10 protein-coding genes are annotated in these 12,158 nt (G+C 60.4%); 7 read left to right on the top strand and 3 right to left on the bottom strand.

What is annotated here, in order from left to right; all coding sequences use genetic code 11:
• Positions 1 to 684 precede the first annotated feature (684 nt).
• The 3 genes from AC0L14_RS00535 to AC0L14_RS00525 all read right to left on the bottom strand — a co-directional run bounded on the left by AC0L14_RS00535 (position 685) and on the right by AC0L14_RS00525 (position 3,309).
• Positions 685 to 951 carry a hypothetical protein gene (locus AC0L14_RS00535; protein ID WP_473748349.1) on the bottom strand — a complete coding sequence of 89 codons (267 nt, stop codon included), beginning with the start codon at positions 949 to 951 and terminating at the stop codon, positions 685 to 687.
• A 164-nt stretch (positions 952 to 1,115) separates the two neighbouring features.
• Positions 1,116 to 2,243 (bottom strand): NAD(P)/FAD-dependent oxidoreductase, encoded by a 1,128-nt coding sequence (locus AC0L14_RS00530; RefSeq protein WP_473637017.1) that lies wholly within the window; start codon positions 2,241 to 2,243, stop codon positions 1,116 to 1,118.
• Between the two features lie 64 nt (positions 2,244 to 2,307).
• Positions 2,308 to 3,309 (bottom strand): SIS domain-containing protein, encoded by a 1,002-nt coding sequence (locus tag AC0L14_RS00525; RefSeq protein WP_473484732.1) that lies wholly within the window; start codon positions 3,307 to 3,309, stop codon positions 2,308 to 2,310.
• A gap of 103 nt (positions 3,310 to 3,412) precedes the next feature.
• Here AC0L14_RS00525 and AC0L14_RS00520 point away from each other — a divergent pair, with 103 nt between their 5' ends.
• The 7 genes from AC0L14_RS00520 (at position 3,413) to AC0L14_RS00490 (ending at position 12,143) form a co-directional block, all read left to right on the top strand.
• The gene (locus AC0L14_RS00520; RefSeq protein WP_473748348.1) at positions 3,413 to 4,279 is read left to right on the top strand and encodes a PfkB family carbohydrate kinase; all 867 of its coding nucleotides are present in this window, start codon (positions 3,413 to 3,415) and stop codon (positions 4,277 to 4,279) included.
• A gap of 157 nt (positions 4,280 to 4,436) precedes the next feature.
• The gene (locus AC0L14_RS00515) at positions 4,437 to 5,273 is read left to right on the top strand and encodes an ABC transporter substrate-binding protein (protein ID WP_473748347.1); all 837 of its coding nucleotides are present in this window, start codon (positions 4,437 to 4,439) and stop codon (positions 5,271 to 5,273) included.
• Positions 5,274 to 5,349: 76 nt separating this feature from the next.
• Entirely contained in the window at positions 5,350 to 6,879 is a 1,530-nt protein-coding gene (locus AC0L14_RS00510) for an amino acid ABC transporter permease/ATP-binding protein (protein WP_473748345.1), read from the top strand.
• 109 nt (positions 6,880 to 6,988) lie between these two features.
• The gene (locus AC0L14_RS00505) at positions 6,989 to 8,083 is read left to right on the top strand and encodes a LacI family DNA-binding transcriptional regulator (RefSeq protein WP_473484743.1); all 1,095 of its coding nucleotides are present in this window, start codon (positions 6,989 to 6,991) and stop codon (positions 8,081 to 8,083) included.
• A 365-nt stretch (positions 8,084 to 8,448) separates the two neighbouring features.
• A complete protein-coding gene (locus tag AC0L14_RS00500) occupies positions 8,449 to 9,480 on the top strand; it encodes a substrate-binding domain-containing protein (protein WP_123147196.1) in 1,032 nt (343 codons plus the stop codon).
• Positions 9,481 to 9,592: 112 nt separating this feature from the next.
• A complete protein-coding gene (locus tag AC0L14_RS00495) occupies positions 9,593 to 11,134 on the top strand; it encodes a sugar ABC transporter ATP-binding protein (protein ID WP_473748344.1) in 1,542 nt (513 codons plus the stop codon).
• Positions 11,135 to 11,153: 19 nt separating this feature from the next.
• Entirely contained in the window at positions 11,154 to 12,143 is a 990-nt protein-coding gene (locus tag AC0L14_RS00490; protein ID WP_123147198.1) for an ABC transporter permease, read from the top strand.
• Positions 12,144 to 12,158 lie beyond the last annotated feature (15 nt).

Genomic DNA, 12,158 nt, shown 5'->3' with positions numbered 1-12,158 from the left:
CGCCGCGTGATTTGTTTCAACTGTTTCGGCGCGTGGGAGTCTTCGCCAGCGCTGACGTGAAAACGAATTCTATCAATCCTCCGGAAAAACGGCCGAAACACGAATGGCCTAGGTTGCACGGCCGATATCAAGGCTCGAGCAAACGACCCGGACCAGTCACAAAACGCCGCCTGTCATCCCGTCGCGCGCGCCGCTGAAACAAACGAAACACTCCCACCGCTCTACAGTGACAATAAGAACCGCAGATGCGGCAGATTCACTGGCGAGACGCAAATATCCAGCGCCCTGGACAAACATCTAGTCTTGTCGAGGTGTCGACGCGTCTTGCTCCGAAACCTGAGATTCAAAATGCATAAACCAGTTACTTCGTACGATTTCCCCGACCGGCTCCGCGCGAGCCTTATTGACCAAAACCATCCGGCCCATGAAGAGGCTCGCCGGCTCTTACAACGCCATGATCGACAAGGGGCAGACGTCAACCCCATCACGCGACGGCTGATCGGAACAGCCGCCATTCATACAGGCCGCGTTGACGCCGCCGAATGGTGATGATCTCGGCTGCTATCAAGCGGCCCTCCGAACACCGCACGAACCTAACAAGACAACCGTGCGCTGAACAACCTGCCGCCGCAGGACAGGGGATCTGGGGGCGCTGATAACAGCGTTTGGCCGGCACCGTCGAGATTAGACAAGCGGCGACTCGTCCGCCGCTTGGAAAGCGGTGGCGGCGGCTTCGACCGGAGCACCCGATCGGGCATCAGCTTGGTTGGGGTTGCGCAGCCCGATCGGGTGCGTTTCAGTAGAACTCCCCTCGGCTTCAGCTTTGAGAGCTGCGTCGTTAGTCCGTAGCCGCGCCCAGTCGTGAGTAAGCACCGCCAAGCGCCACCAGTTCATCATGCGGACCTTGTTCGACGATGCCGGTATCGGCGACCACCACGATGCGATCGGCATTGGCGCCGCGCGTGAAGGGCCAGCCTTGCTGCGGCCGCGGCTAAAACTAAACTACGATTGTCATGTTATCCTGTCAGGTGCGCGGATCAACCTCCGAAGGCGGTCATCTGGGCAATGCCACCGCGGCTCATCTGGACAGTTCGGCCTCGGCCGCGATTGCCCTTTCAATTGAAACGGTTGGCGCGGAAGGTTGCAAGCATGGGGTGCGGATTGTCGGAGGCGATTTCTTTGGCTAGCAATTCGCCGACGATCAGTCCAAGCGTGGCGCCGCTGTGGCTAAAGGCGACGTGAAGATCGGCGACGGTCTCGACGGAGCCAAGCACCGGCTCGCCATCGCCAGGGATAGGCTTCGGGCCAACGGCGTAGGTTGCGAGTTGGAGCCGCGGATTGCCGTCGAGCACGGCGCTAGCTTCGTCGAGCAGTCCTTTGACGGTTTTGTTGTGCACGGTGTAGGTGTCGTCCGAGTTGACCACGACTTCTTCCTCCGACCATGCCGAATCCAAAACAAGTGCGCCATCCGGCGTCGGGCGCACCGCCACGCGCGGCGTATTTAGCACGGCACGGAGGTCGGTCTTGACGGGCTTGGTCTTCAAGAGAAGTGAAATCGGCGTGGCGTCGGGGACATGGACTCCGATCTCCGCAAGCATGGAAGGCGTCGCTGGCCCAACGGCAAGGACCACTGCATCCGCCTCGACCGCCGCACCGCCAGCAGTGACGACGCCACGCGCGCGACCACCTGTGGCAACTATCCGCACGCGTCCAGCGTCCTGAACAAGCTTGCCGCCGCGCGAGCGGAATTCATTGAGCAGCAGATCGATCAAAGAGGGCAGGTCAACCCATCCTTCGCCAGGATTGAAAATGGCGCCCTGCGGGGTGACTGCACTGGCATTGACCCCGGGCGTCACTGCGCCAACTTCGGCAGGGCCGAGCAGAAGCGCGTCATAACCAATATCCTGCTCCAGCTGCCAGATGGACGCGATCTGGTTCGCCTCATCATCCGCATCCCAGGTCAGGCCGCCGTCAAAGCGAAGCCAGGACGCGGTTTCCGGCCTTGTGACGGCCAGGGTCCGATAACGGTCGACGCCTGCAAGCCTCAAGCGGTGATAGGCGGTCTCCGCGCGTCGCGCTGAGTTCAGCCAGGAAAGTGAACGGCCGGATGCACCGTTCGACGGCGCGCCGTCGTTGACAATGGTCACATCAAAGCCAAGGCGGGCGAGGTGCAGCGCGGTCGAGGTGCCAAAGATGCCTGCGCCGACAACGACGACATGGCGCGGCTTTGAGGATGCAGTCATAGAGAAATCCTTCTACGCAGAAGATGGGCTGGGAGTTGTGAGGTCGCCACAAAGCGCGGCGGAACTAGTAGTCCGACAGCTTCTTCATGTAGCGCCGGCCCTCGAGCATCGGCCGATCGCGCAGACCTGCCAGCTTGTAGGCAAAACGCCATAGAGTGTCGAAGAAGACCAAAGGCACGAGATAGGGTTTGATGTGTTCGGACATACCGCCGAGGTCGAGTTCCGCTCCATCGAGCACCAGGATGTTTTCCCGGCTGCCGTACTTGATAAGGAAATCACGGGCACGTTCGGAAAGACTCCGCGTTTCGTCCAAACCCAGCAGGACCACGAAGCAAGCATCCCTATCCACCACTTCGAATGGGCCATGAAAGAACTCGTTCGCGTGTATTGCCTGCGAGTCGTACCACTGCATTTCCATGAGCACGCAGATGGCGTACGAATAGGCCGCACCGTAGCTGGCACCGCTGGCAAGTGTGTAGATTGCCTCTCGAGGTGCGAAGCGAGCGGCGAAGGTCTCGAACCGGTCAGCATAGGCCCGGTGCGCGCGCTCGATGGCCGGTTGAAGATGGCTCAGGCTGATCAGCAGGTCGTCGGTTAGCCCGCCGTCCTCCCGAGCATCGATCAAACCGGCGAGCAGCATGTAGAGCACGCCGTAATTGCTGTAGGCTGCATTGATTGCTTTGCCCGTCGTATACGAGGCCTGGTAGGCAACCGGGTGGTCGACCGCCCGCGCGAGGGGCGATGTTTGGTCGAGCGTCATGCCGATTGTCGTTGCGCCTCGGTCTTTTGCGTGATTGGCCGCCCGCACGGTCTCCTTGGTGGTTCCTGTCTGCGAGCAAAGGACAACAAGCGTGTCAGGTCCCAACCGCCGCGGATCTCGGCAGACGAACTCATCCGCGTTGTAGATGTCGCAGGCGAATGTGCCATTGTGGCGGTCGAGGAAGTATTTGCCTGCCATCATGATCGAGAGCGAGCCGCCGCACGCCACGAGAAAGAGGTGCGAAAACTGCCTGCCCGCCGCAGCGTTCAGAGCGCGTTCTAGGTCGGCGGGCAGGGCGGAAATCATGAGATTCCTCGTCTCGATTGACAGAGCTTGGGCCGGCGCACAATTGACAGATAGCAGCCATTGTGCGAACGTTATCACATCCTTTTAAGCTGAAAGTCCTGCAATGGTCAAGATTGCCACGATGGGCGATAACGTGGTCGATTGCTATCTTGCTCGCGGCGAGATGTATCCTGGCGGAAACTGCCTCAATGTCGCGGTCTATGTGAGCCGCTTCGGCGGGCAGTCGGCCTATGTGGGAGCGATCGGCAAAGACCGGGCCGGGGACCTGATCTGCACTGCACTGGCGTCGGAGCGCGTTGACGTCACCAGATTGCGGCGCCTCGAAGGGCCGACCGCTTACTGCCTCATAGGTCACCACAACGCCGATCGGATTTTCCTGGATTTCGATCTCGGCGTTTCGATGTTCACGCCGACGCAAGAAGATCTGGATTTTCTCTCAGGCTTTCAGGCTGTCCACATCGGCCAGTCCAGCGGGTTAGACCCATGGGTTGCCGCAGTTTCGAGTAAATCACTGTTATCTTACGATTTTTCCACGCGGCGGGAACCGGAACACCGGCGCGAGGTTGGACGCTATTGCTATCTGGCTTCCGTTTCAGGGGATGGTCTTGACGACAAGGAATTGGCCGTAATCGCATCCGATCTGCTTGCGTGTGGTCCAAAGTGGGTTTTGGTGACTCGCGGTCGAGCCGGCGCGGTGCTTCACAGCGACACCGTCTCCTACCGTACGCCGGCGCGGCTGGTCGAACCCATCGACACCCTGGGCGCGGGCGACACCTTCATAGCCCGAACGCTACTCGGCCTGCTTACGGATGAGGCGCCTCAGGACATTCTCCGCCATGCCGCACAGGCGGCGGCTGCAACCTGCCAGTACTACGGCGCGATCGGCCATGCGTCAGCAATCGATATAGGCAACATGACGCCCGAGATCCTCCGCGGAGCGGGGCACGTTCAACACGGGAAAACGGTCTAGCTGCGAAATTCCTCGAAACAATTGACGCGAGAAACGGACAATGCTAGGTAAAGTGATAACGTTCTCATCCATCTAATTAAACGCCACCTAAGAGCATTTTGATGGATCAGACGTCGAGTGGGAAGGCCGGGTTCGGCCAATCGTAAGAGGAGAAGACATGCAAACGAATTCGAGCAGGCGCCAACTGGTGAAATGCGGTCTGGCGCTGACTATCGCCCTGGTGACAGGACTTAGCACGTTGGCCGCGTCAACGCAGGTAAAGGCGGCCGACAACCCTTACAACCTCATCGATCCAACAACGATCAGTGTCGGAACGATGGGCGATGCGAAACCCTACGTCTTCACCGACGCCAACGGCAACTTCACCGGCTTCGACGCTGAGCTCTTCCGCGACGTGGCGCACCGGCTCGGGTTCAAGGAGGAGCAGGTCGTCTTCACCGGCCAGGAATTCTCGGCGTTGCTGCCATCCGTCGCCAACGGCCGCTTCGACGTCGCTGTCGCCGCCATTGGCACGACCGCGGAGCGCAAGAAGTCCGTGGATTTTGGCGATGGCTATCTCGCGGGTTACCTTTCGATCATTTCCGCCGATCCGGCTCTGACGAGCAATGAGAGCACCGCCGGAAAGCGCATCGGCGTGATCCAGGGGACGCTGCAGGAAATCTATGCCGAGAAGAATCTGAAGGGCGACATCGTCAAGTTCCCCGACAACAACACCGCGGTGGCGGCGCTGAACAACGGGACGATCGACGGCCATTTCACCGACTATGAGTCGGCCAAGCAGTATGTAGAACGCTATAAAAACCTGAAGATAACAATGAACGTGCCGTCCTTCGATGCGCCAGCCGGGTTCGTGGTCAAGAAAGGCAACGATGCCTTCCGCGAGGCACTGAACAAGGCACTGCGCGAGGCCATGGACGATGGCACTTGGAAACGGCTGCACGAAAAATGGTTCGCGGGCACCCCCATGCCAGATCAATATCTGCCCAAGAAGTGAATTCGAGCGACTTCGCTGTGTTTTCCGGCCGGGCCCGTGAGCAACGGTGCCCGGCCGAGTTATAGATGGACTTGATATGAGCTGGTTCGATACCTTCTCCCGCAGCTTCCTTGATTTCCAGGCGATGGCAGAAGTTCTGCCAAACATGGTGATGGTCGGCCTCAAGAACACCCTGATCCTGGCCGTCGCCTCGACGTTTTTCGGGACGCTGATCGGTATCGTTCTCGCCGTGATGGGGATTTCCGAGAGCCGGCCGCTGAAGCTCCTCGCGCGGGTCTACACCGATATCTTCCGTGGGCTTCCCGCCATTGTCACTATTCTGATCATTGGCCAAGGCTTCGCACGGTTGGGCCGGGACCTGTTCGGTCCATCGCCTTATCCGCTGGGCATTCTGGCACTCAGCCTTATTGCCGGCGCCTACATCGGAGAAATTTTCCGAGCCGGCATTCAGAGCGTCGAGCGCGGTCAGATCGACGCCACCCGCACTCTCGGAATGACGTATGGCCAAGGCATGCGCCTGGTGGTGATCCCGCAAGGCATCCGCCGCGTCCTGCCGGCACTGGTCAACCAGTTCATCGGCAACGTCAAGGACTCCAGCCTGGTCTATTTCCTTGGCCTGCTCGCCTCCGAACGCGAACTGTTCCGCGTCGGCCAAGATCAGGCCGTGCTGACCGGCAACCTGTCACCGCTCTTGCTGGCCGGCGTCTTCTACCTCGTGATCACGGTGCCGCTAACCCACCTCGTCAACTACATCGACGCGCGCATGCGCGTCGGCAAGCGTATCACCGGGGTGCAGAGCGGCCTCAAGGAAGTCGCCGAGCTTGCGGAAGCCGGTGTGCCGGGCACAGAGAAGTCGGCCGCAGCCACGCCCGCTCGCTTCAACGGCGGCAGCATCGTGGTCACGAATATCGATATGGCCTACGGCGCCGTCCAGGTGCTCCATGACGTCAGTCTGAAAGTCGAGCCGGGGACCGTCACCTGCCTGATCGGGCCATCCGGCTCGGGCAAGTCGACCTTGCTGCGTTGCCTCAACCGCCTGGTCGAGTGTCGAGCCGGAGACATCCTGCTCGATGGCGAAAGCATCTACAAGCAGACCCCTGACCAGCTCCGGCGGTGTGTCGGCATGGTTTTCCAGCAATTCAACTTGTTCCCCGACCGCAGTGCGCTCGCCAACATCACCCTGGCGCTGCGCAAGGTAAAAGGCATGTCGCGCCAGGAGGCTGAGCGCGCGGCCTTGGCGAGGCTGCATGAAGTCGGACTCTTGGAGCGCAAAGACCATCGGCCGGCAAATCTTTCGGGCGGACAGCAGCAGCGGGTGGCCATCGCGCGCGCCCTGGCCCTCGAGCCCGAAGTCATGCTGTTCGACGAAGTCACCAGTGCTCTCGATCCGGAATTGGTAAAGGGTGTCCTGAACTTGATGGCCGACCTCGGACGGGGCGGGATGACGATGGTGGTCGTTACGCACGAGATGAACTTCGCTCGCAAGGTTGCAAACCAGGTCGTATTCATGGACGAGGGGCGGATTGTCGAGGCAGGGCGACCAGAGGACCTTTTCGACAATCCGCAAAGCCCACGTCTTCGGCGCTTTCTGTCTGAGGTGCTGTGATTGCAATGGTGTGTGCAACGGCGAGTGCTGCGGTGTTCGGACTTGCGGGGTGGGCCTAACTGCCACTAGCTCGTCTTTACGACCACGAATGGGCGGCGGGGCTTGCTGAGTGATTCAAAGATCGTCGAAAAACGCAACCATCATAGAGGTTGCTCGCCGGGCCGGGGTCAGCTCCGCCACGGCGGGGCGTGTGCTTGGCGACTACGGCTACAGCAGCCCCGAGGTTCAGGAGAAAGTGCGCGCCGCCGCAGCTGCGCTGGGCTACCGCCCCAATCGCCTGGCAAAAGGTCTGATCACCGGTAAGACGCAGACTATCGGAGTTGTGGTCGGCGATATCGAAAGCCCATTCTACGCGAGCGTCTTGCGTGGAATAGGGGATGTCGCGCGCCGTGGCGGCTTCGGGGTTATCGTTACGAATAGTGACGAAAATGCCGAACTCGAGCGGGAGGCGGTGCAACTGCTGCTGGAAAAGCAGGTCGACGGTTTGATCGTCTCGTCGACCTTCGTGGACGAGCCGGATCATCTTCGTGAGGCGGTCGCGGGCCGCTGTCCCGTTGTGCAGTTCGACCGCATCGTGGCGGGCTTGGAAACCGATTCCGTGGTGGTCGACAACGTTTCTGCGACGCGCAGCAGCATCGCTGCGATGATTGAGGCCGGACACAGCCGCATCGGCATACTGGCCGAACTGGGTCCGGGCCAGCGCGATGATGTCGGCTCGTTTGTGGCAAACGTCGATCTCTCCAGCGCTGACGTTCGCTACCACCATCCAAGCTGGCAACGGCTGTTGGGTTATCTGGAAGCTCATCGTGCCGCAGGTATCGAGCCGGATCTGCAGTTGGTCCGCCGGGTGGCGGTCTATTCCAGCGAGGCAGCCCGCAAGGAGGCGCTCGATCTGCTGACAATGCGCAATGCACCGTCCGCTCTATTTACCGCCGACGGTGTGATGTCGACAGGCGTTCTGGAGGCGACTTCCGCACTGAAGCTTGCGATTCCAGGAGACGTTTCGCTGCTTTGCTTCGACGATCTCGACTGGATGCAGTTCGTGGCCCAAGGTATCACAGCCATCGCGCAGCCAGCGCACTTGATCGGAGCGGCGGCGGCGGAGCTTCTCTTGAAGAGGCTTGCGGAGGCTACGTTACCTTTCGAGCACCGTGTCCTGGCGGCCCAAATCGTGGAGCGCAATTCGATTGCCGTGCATGTCTAGCTGCAGGCTGGATGTTCTGAGGTCCCAGAGCGGAAGCGGGCGTGTCCCTGACATTCAACCCGTGGCTGCGTTGACCTAAAACGGTCGCAGGTCATGCTGGAAAACATCGGCAGGTCAGTTTGAAACCGCTGACCTGAGCTTGCCCGGCTCGTTCGTTCACCAACACTGGCGGCCCATCGGTGCTCGTCACTGCCAGCCAGTCTGTGAAATATATTTCAGCATGTGAATTTTATTGACACTCGAGCCAACTCCTGCGAATGATCAGCTGCTGGGCCTCGGGAGAAGGTTCGGTCTCATCAACCACAAGCGGCGGCACGTAAGTGTCAGGCCGCCCAATTGACCAGGCTTCGGCCGAGGGAGGACTCTTGCGCAAATTTTTGAGCATGCTCGCCATTTCGGCAGCAGCGACCACAGTGTTGGGGGCAGGCCACGCCGCGGCCCAGGCCGCTAACCCGTTCAAGTGCGAGCCGGGTGAAAAATACGTCATGAACGTCATGGTTTCCGGCGTCGAATACTGGTTCCCGGTCTACGAGATGTTCAAGCAGGCTGGACAGCAGTTCGGTTGCGAGACCGAATACACCGGAACGCCCGAATACGATGTGAACAAGCAGATAGCGACATTCGACCAGGCGCTGGCTCAGAAGCCGGCGGGCATCCTGGTGCATCCGATGAACTCCGATCCGTTCATCGAGCCAATCAACCGGGCCATCGACCAGGGAACGGCAGTAGTCACATTCGCCGCGGATTCGCCCAACTCCAAACGAGTGTCCTACATCACCTCCGACAACGTCGCCGAAGGTACCTATGCAGCCGATGCAGTCGCCAAGGCGATGGACGGCAAGGGCGAATACGCGGTCCTTGAAAACCCCGGACAGGACAATCACGACAAGCGCATCGCCGCCTTCATCGCCCGCATGGAAGCCAAATGGCCGGATATGAAGCTCGTCGGCCGCGCGGCGTCGAATCAGGATGCGACGAAGGCCTATCAGGCCGTGCTCAGCCTTGCCCAGGCGCATCCCGAACTGGGCGCGGTGTTCATGCCGGAAGCCAACTCGGCAATCGGCGCCGCGCAGGCCGCGAAGGAGGGCGGCGGCAAGATCCGGGTTATGCTGGCGGACGTCAACGCCAAGATCCTCGATATGATCAAGGCCGGCGAAATCTTCGGCTCGGTCAACCCGAACCAGGGCATGCAGGGCTATATGGGCTTCATGCTGCTGTGGCTGGCCAAGCATCCTGAGCTGATCGATCCGATGAACGACGCCCGGCGGTCGGGCTTCAACGGCATGGGCGTGCCTTTCGTCGACAACGGCTTTTCCATCGTCACTGCGGAAAACGCCGATGATTTCTATTGGGATGCCTACCTCACGCGGCGCGGCACCAAGGGCATCGAGGAATAAGTCCGACTTTATGCCTTCGGGCTCTTCGGAGATGCTCGAAGCGGGACGGGGCGCGTTCGCGCCCCGTCGACCCGGGCCATTACCGTCAACTTCAACGCTGCAGGGGGACGGAGTGACTGCCGCCGCCATTCTTGAAATCCGCGACATATCGAAATCCTTCGGTGCCATCAAAGCGCTGACCGGGGTCGATTTCACGCTGCAGCGAGGCGAAATTCACGCGCTGTGCGGCGAGAATGGCGCGGGCAAGTCCACGCTGATGAATATCATCGCCGGCATTGTGCAACCCGATGAAGGCACCATTCGTCTCGAAGGCAGGGACGTCACCATCGCATCGCCATCCGCCGCGCAGCGGCTTGGCATAGGCCTCGTCCATCAGGAAATCGCGCTCTGCCAGGATGCCACGGTCGCCGAGAATATTCTCATGGCGGCGATCAACAATCGGCGTGCGCCGCTGATGAATTTTCGCCGGCTCTACGCCGATGCGCAGAAGATAATGGACCTGCTGGCGCCGATCTCGGTCGAGACGCCGGTCGCCGAGCTTTCGATTTCCAACCAGCAGCTTGTGGAAATCGCCAAGGCGCTGACGCTCGAATGCCGGGTGCTGATGCTCGACGAGCCGACGGCCGCCCTGACCGAGACCGAGGCGCGGCGTCTTTTCGCAATCGTCCGCGATCTCAAGGCGCGCGGAATTTCAATCATCTACATCAGCCACCGCATGGCCGAGATCTTCAGCCTGTGCGACCGCGTCACGGTGTTTCGTGACGGCAGATATGTAGCGACCGATCCTATCGCTTCGGTCACTCCCAATGATGTCGTGCGCAAGATGGTCGGGCGCGAAATTACGCAGCTCTATCCGCAAAAGCTCTCGCCTGAACGGCGCACCGACCGCCCCGTGCTGTCGGTCGGGAATCTCTCCTATCGAGCGGGTTCCGACGGCGTCAGCTTCACGCTTCGTGCAGGCGAAATTCTTGGCATCGGCGGATTGATTGGCGCTGGCCGCAGCGAGATGGCTCAGACCGTTTGCGGCTTGCGCGCGAAGCTGTCGGGATCGGTCGAACTCAATGGCGAGCCGGTCAGCATCAGGACCTACAGCGATGCAGTGCGCGCCGGCCTGGTCTACCTCTCCGAGGACCGCAAGGCGTCTGGCCTGTTCCTCGACCTATCGGTTGCCTCGAACATCTCCGCGCTGGACCTTCGGAAACTGACCACACCACTTGGGCTGCTCGATCGCCGCGCCGAGGCAAAGCAAGCCACCGACCTGGTCGAGCGCCACGGTGTGCGCATGGGCGGCATCGAGACACAGGTGTCGACGCTTAGTGGTGGCAATCAGCAGAAAGTCGCCATCGCCAGGCTTCTTTCGGTCGGCCCCAAGGTGGTCATTCTGGACGAGCCCACACGCGGGGTTGATGTCGGCGCCAAAGTGGAAATTCATCGCCTGCTTCGCGACCTCGCCGAGCGGGGCGTCGGCGTCATCGTGATTTCATCCGAGCTTCCGGAATTGATCGGGCTCAGCGACCGGGTGCTTGTCATACGCGAAGGTGCCCTCGTCGGCGAACTTGAGGCGGACGAATTGACCGAAGAAGCGATCATGCTGCTGGCTTCGGGTGTCCGCCAGCAACGATCAAACGCAAGGCAGGTTCAGAATGTCGCTTAGACAGACCGGAGGAACCCTCATGGACGCCGAAATCAAGGCGAGCGCCCCCGGGCTTGGCGGGCGCAACTGGCTGCGTCTGGGGTCAATGCGCGAGGCGGGGCTGATCGCAATCATGCTGGCGCTGTGCCTCGCCATGACATTCGCCTCGCCGCATTTCCTGACTTGGGGGAATTTCCGCGCGATGCTGATGAGCTTCTCCATTGAAGGCATCGTCGTGGTCGGCATGACGATACTCCTCATTGTCGGCGGCATCGACCTTTCCGTCGGGTCGGTGGTCTGCTTCTCCATGGTCGTGTCAGGCGCTCTCTTCCTGATGGGTCTGGACCCGTGGACCGCGAGTCTCATCGGCATAGGCGCCAGCGCGCTGATCGGTGCGGTGATGGGCTTCTTCGTGACCGTTATCGGGCTCAATCACTTCATCACATCGCTGGCGGCGATGGTGATCGTGCGCGGTCTCTGCCTTGTCATCACCAAGGGAACCCCGCTGTCGCTATTCACCCTGCCGCCCGGATTCAAGGCGATCGGCCAGGGCAGCTTCGGCAATGTGCCTTATGTCATCGTCATCTTTGTTGTGGTCGTGGCCATCTTCGATTTTCTGCTTCGGCGTGCCACCGCCTTCCGCAAGGTCTTCTATACCGGCAGCAACGAGAAGGCGGCCCAATTTTCGGGCATCAAGACCAAGCAGGTCAAATTCTGGGTAACGGTTCTCTGCTCCACCCTCGCGGGCTTTGCCGGCGTCATCTATATGTCACGCTTTGGCGCTGCGACCCCGACCTTCGGCGCTGGCATGGAGCTCAACATCATCGCCGCGGCGGTGATTGGCGGAGCATCGCTCAATGGCGGCTCGGGCACCATCTTCGGCGCCATACTGGGCATGGCGCTGCTCTCGGTCGTCACAAGTTCGCTGATCCTGCTCGACGTTTCCGTCTATTGGCAGGACATGATCAAGGGATGCATCCTGCTCGCGGCGGTATCGATCGATCACTTCCTGCACCGCAGGAAATCCTGAGCAGCAGCGGCGAGA

This window comes from Mesorhizobium sp. WSM4841 (genome assembly GCF_055811515.1).
Note: the sequence above shows the minus strand (reverse complement) of the source record. Positions and strands in the feature narration are given on the sequence as shown.

Coding starts and splice junctions, on each gene's coding strand:
- AC0L14_RS00535 (WP_473748349.1), bottom strand. CDS start 951: ATGCCGATCGCATCGTGGTGGTCGCCGATACCGGCATCGTCGAACAAG.
- AC0L14_RS00530 (WP_473637017.1), bottom strand. CDS start 2,243: ATGACTGCATCCTCAAAGCCGCGCCATGTCGTCGTTGTCGGCGCAGGC.
- AC0L14_RS00525 (WP_473484732.1), bottom strand. CDS start 3,309: ATGATTTCCGCCCTGCCCGCCGACCTAGAACGCGCTCTGAACGCTGCG.
- AC0L14_RS00520 (WP_473748348.1), top strand. CDS start 3,413: ATGGTCAAGATTGCCACGATGGGCGATAACGTGGTCGATTGCTATCTT.
- AC0L14_RS00515 (WP_473748347.1), top strand. CDS start 4,437: ATGCAAACGAATTCGAGCAGGCGCCAACTGGTGAAATGCGGTCTGGCG.
- AC0L14_RS00510 (WP_473748345.1), top strand. CDS start 5,350: ATGAGCTGGTTCGATACCTTCTCCCGCAGCTTCCTTGATTTCCAGGCG.
- AC0L14_RS00490 (WP_123147198.1), top strand. CDS start 11,154: ATGGACGCCGAAATCAAGGCGAGCGCCCCCGGGCTTGGCGGGCGCAAC.